This window comes from Rohdeia mirabilis, from assembly GCA_007750655.1.
GTDB lineage: Bacteria > Planctomycetota > UBA1135 > UBA1135.
The window spans coordinates 3797106-3812154 of the sequence record CP036290.1; the positions used below are offsets into that span (position 1 = coordinate 3797106).

General features: G+C 68.9%; 15 protein-coding genes. 6 read left to right on the forward strand and 9 right to left on the reverse strand.

Annotated elements, in window-relative coordinates; genetic code table 11:
- Positions 1 to 98 precede the first annotated feature (98 nt).
- The 6 genes from dnaE (at position 99) to Pla163_RS14170 (ending at position 7906) form a co-directional block, all read left to right on the forward strand.
- Positions 99 to 3575, forward strand: a complete 3477-nt coding sequence (gene dnaE / locus Pla163_RS14145) for a DNA polymerase III subunit alpha (RefSeq protein WP_145189730.1) — start codon at positions 99 to 101, stop codon at positions 3573 to 3575.
- A gap of 385 nt (positions 3576 to 3960) precedes the next feature.
- On the forward strand, positions 3961 to 4110 hold the full coding sequence (gene ykgO, locus Pla163_RS14150; protein ID WP_145189733.1) for a type B 50S ribosomal protein L36: 150 nt from the start codon (positions 3961 to 3963) through the stop codon (positions 4108 to 4110).
- Positions 4111 to 4361: 251 nt separating this feature from the next.
- Positions 4362 to 5528 carry an ABC transporter permease gene (locus Pla163_RS14155; protein ID WP_145189736.1) on the forward strand — a complete coding sequence of 389 codons (1167 nt, stop codon included), beginning with the start codon at positions 4362 to 4364 and terminating at the stop codon, positions 5526 to 5528.
- Complete coding sequence (locus Pla163_RS14160; protein ID WP_145189740.1) at positions 5525 to 6280, forward strand: ABC transporter ATP-binding protein; 756 nt, start codon at positions 5525 to 5527, stop codon at positions 6278 to 6280. Before Pla163_RS14155 ends, Pla163_RS14160 begins: the two co-directional genes overlap by 4 nt.
- Entirely contained in the window at positions 6277 to 7350 is a 1074-nt protein-coding gene (locus Pla163_RS14165; RefSeq protein WP_145189743.1) for an MlaD family protein, read from the forward strand. Before Pla163_RS14160 ends, Pla163_RS14165 begins: the two co-directional genes overlap by 4 nt.
- Entirely contained in the window at positions 7340 to 7906 is a 567-nt protein-coding gene (locus Pla163_RS14170; protein WP_145189746.1) for a hypothetical protein, read from the forward strand. Before Pla163_RS14165 ends, Pla163_RS14170 begins: the two co-directional genes overlap by 11 nt.
- Before the next feature lie 438 nt (positions 7907 to 8344).
- Here Pla163_RS14170 and Pla163_RS14175 read toward each other — a convergent pair whose 3' ends face one another.
- The 9 genes from Pla163_RS14175 to rplO all read right to left on the reverse strand — a co-directional run bounded on the left by Pla163_RS14175 (position 8345) and on the right by rplO (position 15041).
- Positions 8345 to 8923, reverse strand: a complete 579-nt coding sequence (locus Pla163_RS14175) for an adenylate kinase (protein ID WP_145189749.1) — start codon at positions 8921 to 8923, stop codon at positions 8345 to 8347.
- 366 nt (positions 8924 to 9289) lie between these two features.
- A complete protein-coding gene (rplQ, locus tag Pla163_RS14180; protein WP_145189753.1) occupies positions 9290 to 9706 on the reverse strand; it encodes a 50S ribosomal protein L17 in 417 nt (138 codons plus the stop codon).
- A 275-nt stretch (positions 9707 to 9981) separates the two neighbouring features.
- Positions 9982 to 10980, reverse strand: coding sequence for a DNA-directed RNA polymerase subunit alpha (locus Pla163_RS14185; RefSeq protein WP_145189756.1), 999 nt, complete (start codon positions 10978 to 10980; stop codon positions 9982 to 9984).
- Between the two features lie 193 nt (positions 10981 to 11173).
- The gene (gene rpsD, locus Pla163_RS14190) at positions 11174 to 11803 is read right to left on the reverse strand and encodes a 30S ribosomal protein S4 (RefSeq protein ID WP_145189759.1); all 630 of its coding nucleotides are present in this window, start codon (positions 11801 to 11803) and stop codon (positions 11174 to 11176) included.
- Positions 11804 to 11887: 84 nt separating this feature from the next.
- Complete coding sequence (gene rpsK / locus Pla163_RS14195; protein WP_145189762.1) at positions 11888 to 12271, reverse strand: 30S ribosomal protein S11; 384 nt, start codon at positions 12269 to 12271, stop codon at positions 11888 to 11890.
- 211 nt (positions 12272 to 12482) lie between these two features.
- Positions 12483 to 12866 carry a 30S ribosomal protein S13 gene (rpsM, locus tag Pla163_RS14200; protein ID WP_145189765.1) on the reverse strand — a complete coding sequence of 128 codons (384 nt, stop codon included), beginning with the start codon at positions 12864 to 12866 and terminating at the stop codon, positions 12483 to 12485.
- Between the two features lie 101 nt (positions 12867 to 12967).
- Positions 12968 to 13231 carry a translation initiation factor IF-1 gene (gene infA / locus Pla163_RS14205; RefSeq protein ID WP_145189768.1) on the reverse strand — a complete coding sequence of 88 codons (264 nt, stop codon included), beginning with the start codon at positions 13229 to 13231 and terminating at the stop codon, positions 12968 to 12970.
- A complete protein-coding gene (gene secY / locus Pla163_RS14210; RefSeq protein ID WP_145189771.1) occupies positions 13231 to 14553 on the reverse strand; it encodes a preprotein translocase subunit SecY in 1323 nt (440 codons plus the stop codon). Before secY ends, infA begins: the two co-directional genes overlap by 1 nt.
- Positions 14550 to 15041: a 50S ribosomal protein L15 gene (gene rplO / locus Pla163_RS14215; RefSeq protein WP_145189774.1), complete on the reverse strand. Its 492-nt coding sequence runs from the start codon at positions 15039 to 15041 to the stop codon at positions 14550 to 14552. Before rplO ends, secY begins: the two co-directional genes overlap by 4 nt.
- Between the last annotated feature and the right edge of the window lie 8 nt (positions 15042 to 15049).

A 15049-nucleotide genomic window follows, 5' to 3' on the forward strand; every position in this document is an offset into this window, starting at 1 on the left:
GTCGCGCCGCAGCGCCGGCCCGTGCCACGCGCGCGGCCGGCGCTCTTCGCTCCGCCCCGTCCGTCCCGTCTCTCGACACCCGACCCTCGAACGCTGCCGTGCCCGCACCCGACTTCGTCCACCTGCACGTCCACTCCGAGTACTCCCTGCTCGACGGCGCGAACCGCATCTCCAAGCTGGTCGACGCGTGCGTCGCCGACGGGCAACCGGCGCTGGCCCTGACGGACCACGGCAACCTGTTCGGTGCGATCGAGCTGTACCAGAAGTGCAAGAAGAAGGAGATCACGCCGATCATCGGGTGCGAGGTGTACATCGCGACCACGTCGCGACACGAGAAGCACCACCGCGAGCGCAACCCGTACAGCCACCTGACGCTGCTCGCGCGCAACGAGGCCGGCTACCGCAACCTGATCGAGCTGGCGAGCAAGAGCTACCTCGAGGGCTACAGCGTGCGGCCGCGGATCGACTTCGAACTGCTGGCCGAGCACGCGGACGGCCTCAACTGCCTGTCGGGTTGTCTGTCGGGGCGCATGAACCAGATGCTGCGCCAGGACAAGCAACCGATCGCCGAGGACCTGGCGATCAAGATGCGCGACATGTTCGGGCCCGAGCACTTCTGGCTCGAGCTGCAGCGCAACGGACTCTCGATCCAGGACCGCTGCAACGAAGGCCTGATCGAGATCCACAAGCGTACCGGCATCCCGCTCGTCGCGACGAACGACATCCACTACCTGCGCCACGAGGACTGTCGGGTGCAGGACACGCTCCTGTGCATCAACACGGGCGCCAAGCGCGACGACGAGAAGCGCTTCAAGATGGACACCGACAGCCTCTTCTTCCGCACCCGCGAGGAGATGGCGTCGATGTTCAAGGACCTGCCCGAAGCCCTGAAGGCGACGATGGACGTGGCCGGGCAGACCGACCTCGAGATCGAGTTCGGCACCTACCACGTGCCGGTGTTCCAGAGCGACTCGGGCGAGACGCCGGACGAGCTGTTCGACCGCCTGCTCGAGAAGGGCTTGATCGAGAAGTACGGCGCGGAGAACACGAAGGCGCGCGAACGCCTCGAGTACGAGAAGCGAATCATTCGCGAACTCGGCTTCGTGTCCTACTTCCTGATCGTGTGGGACCTAATCGCGTGGGCGCGCGGGAACGACATCCCGGTCGGCCCGGGGCGCGGTTCGGCGGCCGGCTCGATGGTCGCGTTCCTGCTCGACATCACGCGCGTCTGTCCGCTCGAGTACGACCTCCTGTTCGAGCGCTTCCTCAACGCCGCGCGCGTGTCGATGCCCGACATCGACATCGACTTCTGCAAGGAGGGTCGCGACGCGGTCATCCAGTACACGCGGCGCAAGTACGGCGACGACTACGTGGCGCAGATCGTCACCTTCGGAACGATGGCTTCGCGCACCGCGATCCGCGACGTCGGTCGGGTGCTCGACATCCCGCTGCGCGACATCGACCGCATCAGCAAGAAGATTCCGACCGGGCCGGGCGCACCGCCGCTGAAGGACGCGCTCGAGGCCGACGAGGACCTGCAGAAGCTGCGCGCCGAGATGCCCGAGTTGGCCGAGTTGTTCGACCTGTCCGTCGAACTCGAGGGCCAGGTGCGACACATCTCGACGCACGCGGCCGGCGTCGTCATCGCCGACCGTCCGATCACCCACTACGTGCCGCTGTGCACCCAGGGCGACGACATCTCGACCCAGTGGTCCGCGCCCCAGCTCGAGGAGTTGGGCCTTCTGAAGATGGACTACCTGGGTCTGCGGACCCTGACGATCCTCGAACGCGCGCTGCGCAACATCGTGAAACAGGGCGGCACGCGCCCGGACCTCGAGAACCTGCCCGCCGGCGATCCCGCGACCTACGCGATGCTGATGCGCGGGGACACGCTGGGCGTCTTCCAGCTGGAATCGGACGGCATGCGCAAGCTGCTCGGGCGCCTGCGTCCCGACCGCTTCGAGGACCTGATCGCCGTGCTCGCGCTGTACCGACCGGGCCCGCTCGAGAGCGGCATGGACGACATGTTCATCCGCCGCAAGCACGGCGAGGAAGAGGTCGTCTACCCGCACGACAGCCTGGCCGAGATCCTGGGCGACACCTACGGGTGCATCGTCTACCAGGAGCAGGTGATGCTCATCTCGAACGTGCTGGCGAACTTCTCCCTCAACGAAGCGGACAACCTCCGCAAGGCGATGGGCAAGAAGAAGCCGGAGATCATGGAGAAGTTCTCCGCGCAGTTCATCGAGGGCGCGGTGTCGAACGGCTGTGCCGCGGAAGTTGCGCGCGACACGTGGGACAACATCGTCAAGTTCGGTGGCTACGGCTTCAACAAGTCGCACTCGACGGCCTACGCGGTCATCACCTACCAGACGGCGTACCTCAAGGCGAACCACCGCACGGCCTTCATGGCCGGAAACATGTCCTGCGAGATGCAGGACTCGGACAAGATCAAGGCGCTGATCGACGACTGCAAGCGCAACGGCATCGAGATCCTGCCGCCCGACCTGCGGCACAGTACCTGGGAGTTCGAGCCGGAGCGCACGCCCGAAGGGAAGGACGCGATCCGCTTCGGACTCGGCGCGATCAAGGGCACCGGCCAACGTGCCGTCGAGAACATCCTGGCGGCGCGCGCCGAACTGGAGGGCGACCTCGACCTGTTCGCGATCTGCGGCGCCGTCGATCCGGCCGAGGTGAACAAGAGCACCTGGGAAGCGGTCATCAAGGCCGGCGCGTTCGACTTCACGGGCCACGACCGCGGGAGCGTGATGGCCGCGCTCGAGAACGCGATGTCGGAAGGCGCGCAGGCCGCGAAGGACCGACGCAGCGGCCAGATGAGCATGTTCGACGCCTTCGGAGGCGACGCGTCCGGGGCCGACGACGCCGCGGAATCGACGAGCACGCCGAGCTACGACCCCGCGGCCGCCTGGACGCCGCAGGACGCGCTCAAAGCCGAGCGCGAGGTCCTGGGTCTGTACCTCTCGGGACACCCGCTGGAGGAGCACGCGGGGATGATCTCGCTGCTCGCGAACACCGACACGTCGCGCCTCGGCGAGTTCCCGAGCGGCACCGAGATCACGATCGGCGGCCTGGTCGTCGGCTACTCCGAGAACATCGTCAAGAACGGTCGGATGGCCGGACAGCGCATGGCGCGCTTCGTGCTCGAGGACCTCAGTGGTGCTGTGGGCGTGACCGTCTTCCCGCGCACCTACGAAGAGGTCAAGGAACGCCTCGCCGACGACGCGGTGATCGTGTGCCAGGCGACCGTCGAGGACCGCGGCGAGGGCGTGGCCCTGGTCATGCGCGACACGAAGGACCTGATCGGTGCGCTCGACGACTTCCGCGGCGCGTTCGTCATCCGCCTCGACCCCACCGATCGCGAACGGCTTCCGGCCCTGAAGTCGGCCTTCGAGGCGCACCCCGGCGGCAACACGGTCTACCTGGACGTGGAAGGGCTCGACGGCGAGCGGCGGCAGGTGCGGGTCCTCGAGCTCGAGGTCGGGGTCGGTGCCCCGCTCGTCCGCAGCATCGAGCGGGTCCTGGGCCCCGGCCGCGCCAGCCTCGCGCGCCTCTGACCGGTCCTGGCCTCGCTCGTTGGTGACGGTCGGGGGCTGCTCCTGCCCCCCCCAGGGGGGATCTGGGCCCCGGGGCGCGGTCCGCCGACCGACCGGAGTCCGCCGGCCGGCCGCGAAACACCCGCTGGCGGGCCCAGGAGCCCGATTTTCTTCACCAACGAGCGAGGCCAGGACCCCAGCGGGCCCCGCGGCGCGCGCCGAGCGGTGCCCCGGCCCCACCTGAGCGCCTCGCTCCGAGCCCGCGCGGCGAGCGGCGAGCGGTCACCCGGCCGCCACCGGTTCCGCCGGGGAGCAGCCAGCCCAAGGTTGCGCGGCCGCCCGGGCGCCCCTATCCTGCTCGGCCCGCTGTGGCCCCCACCCGGCCCCGGCCAGCCCCATCTCCGCCATGAAAGTCGTCTCCTCCATCGGTTCGGCCAAGTTCCGCCACCCCGACTGCAAGGTCGTCCGCCGCAAGGGTCGGATCTACGTGATCAACAAGACCGACCCGCGCTTCAAGGCGCGTCAGGGCGGCGCGAAGAGCAAGAAGAAGCGCTGACCTGAGCCGTCGGGCGCGCCGATCGACGGCAGCTCGGACCCGCGGCAATTCCGGTCACCCCGCACTCCACACGGGAGCACCGGCTCGCGAGAACCCCGCGACCCTGAAGAAGGGTGGCGGGGTTCCGTCGTGTGAGGGCCGCCCGTCCCAGCCCGCGTCACCCGACGCTCGGATGCCCGTCGCCGCGGCGCGGATGGCGTGGTCGCGGCCTAGACTCCCAGCTTCGGCCCGCTCCTGCGCGCGGCACGCACATGGCCGGCGAGACGACCGCACACACCACATCGCCCACGACCGAACGGGCGGACCCGGGCGACGAGCTGGTCGCCGAGCTCGCGGACGGCGTCCTGCACCTGTCGGGCAGCCTGTCCCTGGCCGGTGTCGCGCGACACTGGAAACGCGTGCGCGAACTCGTCGCTGGGTCGAGCGGCCCGCTCGCGATCGACGTGGCCCGACTCGACTCGATCCAGGGCTCGGGTGCGGCGTTGGTCGTCGAACTCGCGCTCGAGCTCGAACGCGACGGGCGCGGAGGTGAGGTGCGCGGCGCCACCGGATCGGTGCACGCGCTACTCGGTCTGTACGCGCCGGACGAGGCCGCTCCCCCGCCGCACGCGCACGAACTCCACGAGTCGTTCCTGGCCCAGGTCGGACGGCGCAGCATCGGCGTGACCACGGGTGTGTTCGAGGGGATCGTGTTCATCGGCGAACTCACGCGCGCGTGCGGCCGAACGATCCTGCGCCCCGCGACGTTCCCCCTCCGCGAGTGGGTCGTCCAGCTGTCGCGCACGGGGCCGGACGGCGTTGCGATCGTCGCCCTCGTGAACTTCCTCGTCGGCACCATCCTCGGCTTCCAGTCCGCGGTGCAGCTCGAGAACTACGGCGCCGAGATCTTCGTCGCCAACCTCGTGGGGCTGTCGGTCGTGCGCGAACTCGGACCGCTGATGACGGCGATCCTGCTCGCCGGACGGTCGGGTGCCGCTTTCGCCGCCGAACTCGGAACGATGAAGGTCTCCGAGGAGGTCGACGCCCTGCGCACGCTAGGGCTGTCGCCGCACCGCTTCCTCGTGCTCCCGCGCGTCGCCGCTCTCGTCGTGACGATGCCGCTCCTGACGATCATCGCCAACGCGATGGGCATCCTCGGCGGCCTCGCGATCGGGTGCGGTGCGATGGGCATCACGCTGAACGCGTACTGGCAACAGACCGCCAGCTCGATCGAGACCTCCGACGTCCTGACCGGTCTCGCGAAGGCCGTCGCGTTCGGCGCGATCGTCGGCGTGATCGCCTGCCACCGCGGCCTGTCCACGCGCGGCGGAGCGGAAGGCGTCGGCCGCTCCACCACCGCCGCCGTCGTCACCGTGCTGTTCGCCCTGATCATCGCCGACGCGATCTTCACCTACCTCTTCACCCTCTTCGGACTGTGAGTCGGGTCGTCGTCGAAGCGCGTGGCCTGACCGTGGGCTGGAGCGGCGAGCCACTGCTCGAGAAGCTCGACTTCGAGGTCGCGAGCGGCGACGTCTTCGCGATCCTCGGCGGCAGCGGCACGGGCAAGTCGACGCTGCTGCGCCACCTCATCGGGCTCGAAGCGCCGCTGGGCGGAACGATCGAGGTGAACGGTGAACCGCCCTCGCTCGTCGGGCGGCCGCGGCACGGTGTCCTCTTCCAGTCCGGCGCACTGTTCGGCTCGATGAGCCTGCTCGAGAACGTGGTCCTGCCGCTGCGCCACTGGACCGACGTGCGCGAACCCGAGCGGCGCGAGATCGCCGCGGCGAAGCTGCGGTTGGTCGGGCTGGGTGGTTTCGAGCACTACATGCCGGCCGAGATCTCGGGCGGGATGAAGAAGCGCGCCGGCATCGCCCGCGCGCTGGCCCTGGATCCCGAGCTGCTCTTCCTCGACGAACCGTCCGCGGGTCTGGATCCTGTGACGTCCTCCCACCTGGACGACCTGATCCTGTCGCTCAACCAGAATCTCGGGGTGACGATCGTGATCGTGACCCACGAATTGCACAGCATCTTCCAAGTCGTGAGTCGCTGCATCCTCCTCCACCGCGAACGGCGCGGGATCATCGCCACGGGTGATCCGCGCGAGCTCGCTCGAACCAGTACCGATGTGCGCGTGCGCGAGTTCTTCCGCAGCGCGGACGCAGCCGGCCGGCACGCGGGGAACGCGCAATGACAGCACAGGGCGAGAACTGGAAGGTCGGACTGTTCGTGGTCGGCGTGCTCGTGGCCGGGGTCGCGGGCCTGGTCGCCCTGGGCGCACGCGGACTGTCGCGCGACACCGTCGAACTGGTCGCCTTCTTCGACGAGTCGATCGAAGGCCTCAGCGTGGGCACGCCGGTCAAGTTCCGCGGCGTCACCGTCGGTCAGGTCGGCGACATCGCGTTCGCGCCGGACCGCCGCCACGTCCAGGTCTCGATCAATGCCTACACCGACGTGATCAGCGGCTTCGGGCTCGAGGAGGACGCGTCGATCACGAGTGCGAGTCGCCAACTCGAGGACGACGGCATTCGTCTGCGCATCGTCCGCAGTGCCCTGACCGGCTTCACCTATCTCGAGGCCGACGTGTTCGACGGCGAGATCCGCGCGGTGCAGGAGCTGCCGTTCCCCAAACCGTTCAACTACGTCCCCACCGAGCCGTCGACCCTGAAGTCGCTGGAGGAGGATCTCTCGTCGAGCCTGGCCGAGATGCCCAAGTTGATGCGCGCCGCGCTGCGCGTGGTGAACGAACTCTCGGCGACGCTCGACGAGTTGAACGTGGCCGAGACCTCGGCCCGCTTCAACGCCGTCCTCGCGCGCGCGGAGACCAAGCTCGGCGAGCTCGACGTGGCGTCGATCGAAGCACTGGTCCGGGAACTGCGCGGGATCGCCGCGGCCGTGGACCGCGAGGCCCTTGCGCGGGCGTCGGGCGGCCTCGACGACGTGGTCACCTCGGCCGGTCGGCTGGTCGAGCGCCTCGAGGACGAGACCGCGAAGCTCGGCCCGGCGATCGACGCCACGCGCGGCGCGGCCGACGCCTTGACCGGCGAACTGGCTGCGGCCGAGCTCGGCGCCACGGCCACGTCGTTGCGCGAAGCCGCGGCCGCGCTCGAACTCCTGGCTCTGACCGGCGCGCGCACCGGCGAGCGCGCGGCCCCGGCGCTGCGCGAGCTGGAACGCGCGCTCGGCGCCATCACCGCTCTCGCCCAACGCCTCGAGCGCGAACCCAGCTCCGTCCTCTTCGGAAGTCAGATCGATGAGAAGTGATCGCACCCGCCCGGCGGTGGCCCTCGTGCTGGCGCTCTTCGCGAGCAGCTGCCTGTCGGCCCCCGAGCCCCCGAAGTACCGCTACCTGGTGTTGTCGACGGACACCCCGTCGTCCGCCGCGCCGCTCGAGCTCGCGCATCCGGTGCGCCTGGTGGAGATTGGTGCCGACGACGGCGCGCGCGACGTGCTGACCTGGCAGGGACCTGGCGCGAGGCTCGAGCGGCGCGCCCTCGACCGTTGGGCGGTGGCACCGACCGACCACGTGCGCCGGCTCGTGCTCGAACGGCTCGCCCCCGGTGGACCGGCCGCGTCGGCGCGGCGCCTCTCGATCGAGATCGTCGCGTTCGGCGGTTCGGGAGCGGGGTCCGAAGCGCGCGCGCAGGTCGAGCTGTTCGCGACCGTCGAGGCCGCCGACGGCACGCTCGTCTCCGCCCGGAGCTACTCGGCCGAACGCCTGCTCGACGCGGGCGCGGATCCGCTCGACGAGCTCTGCGCCCAACTCGGACAGATCTCCGCCGAGCTCGTGACGCGCGTCGTCACCGACGCCGGGTCGTGAGTTCGGGGTGAGGTCTGGCGGCGGCGGGCAGCGGGCGGCACGAGGCTCGCGCACGGTCGCGCACGAGATCGAAGCCGACGTCCCCAGCGCTCGCCGTACCGCCTCGCGGGTGCCGTCGCGCACGCATCCTCCCAGCGGCACGCGCCCGCCCGAAGGAGCGCGACGCCAGGGGCACGTCGATCACCGGCGCCGCTGGCGGGCGCGCCGACCTGAGTGCTCCTTGGGGTTCGCGCCCGCGCACCCGGGATGGGACCGAGCGCCTCGGATCCTGCGGTCGCCTGACGCCGCGAGCGTCGATTTCGCGGCCCAGTGACCGGCAGCCGAGCGAGCCGCTGCTTCGGATCGGCCCCGTTCCCGCGCGGTCGGCGCACAGCTCCCCGCCCGCCCGAGCGCTGGCCGTTCCAGGAGTGTCGAGCGACGACCGGCCGCGCTTCGCGCTCAGCTTCCGATGGCCGCCGCGATCCGCGCCTCGACGTCGGCCGGGGCTCCGATGCCGTCGATGCGGTGGATCGGAACACCGATACCTTCGTAGTAGCCGAGGCAGGGCTCGCTCTGCTCGCGGTAGGTCGTGATGCGATCTTCGATCACCGCCGGATCGGCGTCGTCGGGGCGGCCCTGATCGGCGGCGCGCTTGGCCAGACGGCGGCGCAGTTCGTCCTCGTCCACGTCGAGCACGACGATGCCCGTCAGCGACTGTCCATCGCGCGCGAGCAGGGCGTCGAGGAACTTCGACTGCGGCACGTTGCGCGGAAAGCCGTCGAGCAACGCGCCGACCGCGGCGTCGTCCTCCTTCAGCCGCTCCTCGACCATGCGGTTGGTCACGTCGTCCGGTACGAGCGTCCCCGCCGCGAGGAGCGCCTGCACCTCGAGCCCGAGCGGCGTGCCCTGCTTGAGGTGCGCGCGGAACATGTCACCAGTGGAGACGTGCGGGACCTCGAGAAGCGCGGCGAGCGCCGTGGCCTGGGTGCCCTTGCCGGCGCCGGGCGGACCGAAGATGAGGAAGTAGCTGGGTGCCATGGTTCTGGAGCGACGGGGTGCGGGGAGGCTTGGACGGGGAGGCTCGAGGGAGTCCGGCGCGCGGGCGGACCGGGCGGTGTTCGACCGATGGAGGCGTGGCGCCCAGGGCGTGGCGGGCGGCGCTGGTCGACGCGGCCCGCGTTCGGGCGGTTGGCATTCGGACGGCAGACGGTCGGGCGGTGCGCGAAGCAGTATCGCTCGGGCGGGGGCTGCCCGGGCACCGAACCCGAGCGCGCGGTCCGTCGAATCGGCGAGTCCGCTCCGTGAACGCTTCGAGCCCACCCCGCCGACGCCCGAAGAGGGCTCGCAGGGTGGGCTCGAAGGAGGACGCCGTGAAGCGCAACGCCCGAACGGCCGTCGCGGCCGTCAGGCCTTGGCTTCGACGGTCTCCGCCGACTCCTCGACGGGCGAATCCTCTTCGACCGTGCGCTCGACCAGCTCGATGATGGCGCGCTGACCGTTGTCGCCGAGGCGCGGCTTCGCGAGCTTCAGGATGCGGGTGTACCCACCCGGACGCTCCTTGAAGCGCGGACCGAGCACTTCCATCAGCTTCGCCGTGGCGTCCTCGTTGCGCAGACGCGCGAAGACCTGGCGGCGGTGGTGCAGCGACGGATCCTTGGCGAGCGTGATGAGCTTCTCCACGAAGGGACGAAGGTTCTTCGCCTTCTGAACCGTGGTGATGATGCGTTCGTGCTCGATGAGCGACGACGCCATGTTGCGCGTCATCGCGATGCGGTGGCTCGTCGTCCGACCGAGCTTCTTGCCGGCTACCTTGTGTCGCATGGCTGGGGCAGGACTTGGGACCCGTCGTCGAAGTGAAGCCTTCGAGGCGAGGGGCGCCGTTCCTGGTCGTGCTGGAGTTCGTCTGGAGGGAGGCCGACCGAAGGTGGCTTCCCGGAGAGTGACCGCTCGTCATCGAGGGCCGTTGGTCGACCGCCGTCGGTCGTGGGTGGTTGGTGGTCGCTGTGGAAGCTCGCGCGGGAGCGAGACCGCCGCGAGGGACGCGCTCGCCGACCGCCGCCCACCACCCGAAGGCAGGGACAGCGTCGGCCCAGGCGTCACTCGTCGTCGTCTTCCATGCCGAGCTCGAGTCCGAGCTCGGCCAGCTTGTTCTTGATCTCGGTCAGGCTGGTGCGCCCGAGGTTCTTCAGTTTGATGACCTCGGCTTCCGGCATGGTGACGAGCTGACGGACCGAGGTGATCTCGGCGCCGTCCAGGCAGTTGCGCGCGCGCACCGAGAGCTCGAGCTCGTCGAGGCTCAGGTCCATGCGCTTGTTCAGCTCGTCGACCTCGCGGTTCTTGTGGTGCAGGTCCGAGTTGGACGGATCGTCGGGGATCGACGACTCGCCGAGCTCGGGCTCGAACATCACGAAGGGGTTGAGGTGCTTGCGGTAGATCTTGGCGGCCTCGGTCAGCGCCATCTCGGGCGAGACGGTGCCGTCGGTCCAGATCTCCATCACGAGCCGGTCGTAGTTCGTGAACTTGCCGACGCGGGTGGCCTCGACGGCGAAACGCACACGGTGGACGGGCGAGTAGACCGAGTCCACGGCGATCGTCCCGATGGACGCGCCCTCGACGCGGTTCTCCTCGGCGGGGACATAGCCCCGACCCTTCTTCACCTGCATCTCGATGTTGAGTTCGCGATCGAGCGTCAGGTTGGCGATGTGCAGGTCCTTGTTGATGACCGTCGCGTCGCCTTCGCACTGCACGTCGGCACCGGTGACCGGGCCCTTGCCGCTCTTGAGGATGCGGCAGGTGATCTCACCGTCGCCAGGCATCCGGATGCGCAGGCGCTTGAGGTTCATGATGATGTCGGTCACGTCCTCGTAGACGCCCTCGAGCGAGTCGAACTCGTGCTCGGAGCCCTCGACGAAGACGCTCGTGACGGCCGTGCCCTCGATCGAGGACAGCAGCGCGCGACGCAGGCCGTTGCCGATCGTGTTGCCGAAACCGCGTTCGAACGGCTCGACGACGAAGCGGCCGTACTGACCGGTAAGTGATTCGCGATCGGGCTGCACCTTGCTCGGCAGCTCGAAGTTGCGCCAACGGATCCTCATTTTCGTCTTTCTGGAAGGGCCAGGCGCCGTGGAACGGGGCGCGTGGCGAATGGTCGTGCTGGGAAGGGACGAAGGGCGGCGCGCTGGTCGCAGATCTCCGCCCGCGAGGGGCGCGCGGACCGCAGGACGTGCGGACCACTGAAGGCGATCAGGGCGCCGAGCGGTGGGAGCCGTCCCCCACCGCTCGCGAGGATCAGCGCGAGCAGAGCTCGATGATCATCTGAAGCTGGATCGGGTGCGTGAAGTGCTCGCGGGTCGGGAGCGAGCTCACGGTCAGCGACGGCGCGGTGCGGTCGACGCTGATCCAGTCCGGGACCGTCTGGGAGCGGTTGAACTCCAGGGCCTCGGTCACCACCTTGCGTGTCTTGTCGTTGTCGCGGAGCGTGATCACGTCACCCGGCCGGAGCTGGAAGGACGCGATGTCCACGCGCCGTCCGTTGACCTTGAAGTGTCCGTGGTTGACCAGGTGACGGGCGTGGGTGCGCGAGAGCGCGAGACCACCGCTGATCACCACCGAGTCGAGGCGACGCTCGAGAAGCTGCACGAGCACGTCGCCCGTGTTGCCCTGACGGCGCTCGGCCTCGGAGAAGTAGTTGCGGAACTGCTTCTCGGTGATGTTGCCGTAGATGCGCTTGAGCTTCTGCTTCTCACGCAGGCGCAGACCGTAGTCCGTCGCCTTGCTGCGGCGCTGGGCGTGTTGGCCCGGCGGGTAGTTGCGCTTCTGCACGGCGCATTTGTCCGAGAAGCAGCGCTGTCCCTTGAGGAACAGCTGCATGCCTTCACGGCGACAGAGTTTGCAAACGGGTCCGGTGTAACGCGACATCGTGGCTGAGGGCGGCGGTTCGGTGGTCGGCTGGGCGTCGGCGGAAGTGTCGTCACGACACGTCCGAGTTCGAGCGCTTCTGGATCAGACGCGGCGCCGCTTGCGGGCGCGGCATCCGTTGTGCGGGAGCGGGGTCACGTCCTCGATCGACGAGATCTTGAGGCCGGCATTGGCGAGCGCGCGGACGGCGGACTCGCGTCCGGAGCCGACGCCCTTCACCCGCACTTCGATCTCCTTGAGACCGTGGCGCATGGCGGCGGAGGCGGCGCGGTCGGCCGCGCGCTGGGCGGCGTAGGGCGTGCTCTTGCGCGTGCCCTTGAAGCCCACGCAACCGGCCGTGCCCCAGGAGAGGACGGCGCCGGTCGTATCGGTCAGGGCGACGTGCGTGTTGTTGAAGGACGCCTTGATGTGCGCGATACCGCGAACGACGTTCTTCTTCGGCTTGCGCTTGGTGCTGGTCTTGGCCATGGCTGGTCGGTGGCTCGGCCTCCTCGGCGGGCGCGGGACGGATGTCCGGTGCGGGCCTGGGGGGCGTTGGTGAGCGGCTCGGTCGGTGCGGGAGGTGCGGTCGGGGTGACGGCGTGGGTGCTGAGTCGAAGCAGGGTCTGTCGAAACAGGGTCTGTCGAAGCGGACTGCGCTGGTGCAGTCGGGCGGCGGCCGAGGAGCGGCCGCCGTCGATCACTTCATTCCCTTGACCGACTTCTTGCCGGCAACGGTCTTCTTGGCGCCCTTGCGGGTGCGAGCGTTCGTGCGGGTGCGCTGGCCGCGGACCGGGAGTCCACGGCGGTGGCGCAGGCCCCGGTAGCAGCTGATGTCGCGCAGACGCGCGATCGCAGCGGCCACCTGACGGCGGAGCTGACCCTCCACCATGTACTCCTCCTGGAGCACGGCGGCGAGTTGCGTGACTTGCTCCTCGGTCAGGTCGCGAGCGCGAAGACCGGGATCGAGTTGAAGGCGCTTGCACACCTCGAGGGCCGTGGAACGGCCGATCCCGTAGATGTAGGTCAGCGCGATCTCGAGGCGCTTGTTGGCGGGAATGTCGACGCCGAGTACGCGGGGCATGGCTGGATTACTGGGTTCTCAGTTGAGGTGCTTCGTGTTCTGAACGGGTGCGGCGCGGGTCGTGGCGGGAGTCCCCCACCAGGTGCCGAGCCGAGCTGCAGTCAGCGGCGTGCGCCGCGGCTGCGCGGTCCACCCGGTCCTCGGCGGCGGTCACCGCGCCAGACGATGCGACCTTTGGTGAGGTCGTAGGGGGACATCTCGACGGTAATGGTGTCGCCGGGCAGGATGCGGATGTAGCGCATGCGCATCTTGCCGGAGACGTGCGCGAGGATCTCGTGACCCGACTCCAGCTTGGCGCGGAAACGCGCGTTCGGCAGGGACTCGGTGACGACGGCCTCGACGGTGATCGGTTCTTCTTTCGCCATCAGGCTCCTTTCTTGCCAGCCCAGGCCGGTCCAGCGCCGCCCTTCATGAAGCCCTCGTAGTTGCGCATCACGAGTTGGGCGTTGAGCTTGTCGACGAGATCCATCGCCACACCCACCACGATCAGCACCGAGGTGCCCCCGAGGAAGTAGGCGAGGTTGCCCTGCAGACCCGGCACCTTGGCGGTGATCAGGCCCGGGAGGACGGCGACGATGGCGAGGAAGACGGCACCCGCCAGCGTCACGCGCTGCAGGATCGCCTTGATGTGCTGGGAGGTCTTCTGACCGGGGCGGATGCCGGGGACGAACGCTCCGTGCTCGCGCAGGTTGGTCGCGATGTCGTCCGGCTGGAACATCAGGTTGTTCCAGAAGAAGCAGAAGAAGAACACCAGGACCATGGAGATGGAGACGTAGATGAATCCATCGGCGTCCATGAACATGCCCGCCAGGTAGCGCCAGCCCAGGGTCTCGAACACGACGCTCGGGATCATGAACAGCGCCGAGGCGAAGATGATCGGCATGACGCCGGCCATGTTCACCTTGAGCGGGAGGAAGTGCTTCTGTCCGCCGTAGACGCGGCGGCCGCGGGAGAGGCGCGCGTACTGGATCGGGATGCGCCGCTCGCCCTTCTGGATGAAGACGACCAGGACCACGATCGTCAGCCAGAGCGCGACCAGGGTCAGGATGGTGTTGTAGGCCTGGCTGTCCTGCTGGACGACCGCCGAGAGGCTGGCCGGCATGGTGGCGATGATGCCCGCCATGATGATCAGCGACGCGCCGTTGCCGATGCCGTACTCGGTGATGAGCTCACCGATCCACATCACGAGGATCGCACCGGCCACGAGGCCGAGGATGACCACCGCCGCGAGTCCGAGTCCGGGCTCGCCCGTCGACATCGTGATGCCTTCGGTGTCGTTGGCGTAGACGGTGAACCAGATGAACAGCGCCTGGATGATGGCGATGGGCACGGTGACGAGCCGCGTCCACTGGTTGATCTTCTTCTGACCCGCAGCGCCCTCCTTCTGGATCGCCTCGAGCTTGGGCGAGACCTTGCCGAGGATCGAGAAGATGATGCTGGCCGAGATGTACGGCATGATGCCGAGCGCGAAGAGCACGGTGTTGCCGAGGGCCCCACCGGAGAACGCGCTCAGGAAGCCGAACGCCGCTCCCCCACCACCGGACGCGAGACGCGCCATGTAGTCGGGGTTCGTGCCGGGCAGCGGGACTTGGAACCCGAGCCGGTAGCACGCCAAGAGCCCGAGCGTCACCAGGATCTTCTGGCGCGTCTCGGGCGTCTTGAGGAGCTGGAGGACGGGGTTCGTCACTCGTCCGCTCCGTCCTTGCTGGGCTCGAGCTCGCGGCCGCGCTCGTCGAGGACGACCACGGTGCCACCGGCCTTCTGGATCTTCTCGATCGCGCTCTGGGAGAACTTCTGGGCGCGGACGGTGACCGCCTTGTTCAGCTCGCCGTTGCCGAGCACCTTCAAGAGCGGCGTGTTCATCGACGCGAGACCCGCCTCGAGGACGGCCGCGAGGTCGATCGTGGCGCCGGCCTCGAAGCTCTCGAGCACGCTCACGTTGACCACGGTGTAGTCCTTGCGGAAACGAGCGTTCGTGAAGCCGCGCTTGGGGAGACGACGGTACAGGGGCATCTGGCCACCCTCGTAGCCAGCACGACGGCTGGCGCCCGAGCGCGCTCCGCGACCCTTGTGGCCGCGACCACAGGTCTTGCCCTTGCCGCTGCCGGTGCCGCGGCCGACTCGCATCGACTTGGCGTGCTTCGTGCCCTTGGCTGTGACGGTCTTGATGTCCATGGCGGTGT

Bases quoted from the DNA above. Each gene is read 5' to 3' on its own strand.
- Pla163_RS14165 (WP_145189743.1), top strand. From the start codon at position 6,277: ATGACAGCACAGGGCGAGAACTGGAAGGTCGGACTGTTCGTGGTCGGC.
- rplQ (WP_145189753.1), bottom strand. From the start codon at position 9,706: ATGCGACACAAGGTAGCCGGCAAGAAGCTCGGTCGGACGACGAGCCAC.
- Pla163_RS14155 (WP_145189736.1), top strand. From the start codon at position 4,362: ATGGCCGGCGAGACGACCGCACACACCACATCGCCCACGACCGAACGG.
- Pla163_RS14185 (WP_145189756.1), bottom strand. From the start codon at position 10,980: ATGAGGATCCGTTGGCGCAACTTCGAGCTGCCGAGCAAGGTGCAGCCC.
- rpsD (WP_145189759.1), bottom strand. From the start codon at position 11,803: ATGTCGCGTTACACCGGACCCGTTTGCAAACTCTGTCGCCGTGAAGGC.
- Pla163_RS14175 (WP_145189749.1), bottom strand. From the start codon at position 8,923: ATGGCACCCAGCTACTTCCTCATCTTCGGTCCGCCCGGCGCCGGCAAG.
- infA (WP_145189768.1), bottom strand. From the start codon at position 13,231: ATGGCGAAAGAAGAACCGATCACCGTCGAGGCCGTCGTCACCGAGTCC.
- ykgO (WP_145189733.1), top strand. From the start codon at position 3,961: ATGAAAGTCGTCTCCTCCATCGGTTCGGCCAAGTTCCGCCACCCCGAC.
- rpsM (WP_145189765.1), bottom strand. From the start codon at position 12,866: ATGCCCCGCGTACTCGGCGTCGACATTCCCGCCAACAAGCGCCTCGAG.
- rpsK (WP_145189762.1), bottom strand. From the start codon at position 12,271: ATGGCCAAGACCAGCACCAAGCGCAAGCCGAAGAAGAACGTCGTTCGC.
- rplO (WP_145189774.1), bottom strand. From the start codon at position 15,041: ATGGACATCAAGACCGTCACAGCCAAGGGCACGAAGCACGCCAAGTCG.
- Pla163_RS14170 (WP_145189746.1), top strand. From the start codon at position 7,340: ATGAGAAGTGATCGCACCCGCCCGGCGGTGGCCCTCGTGCTGGCGCTC.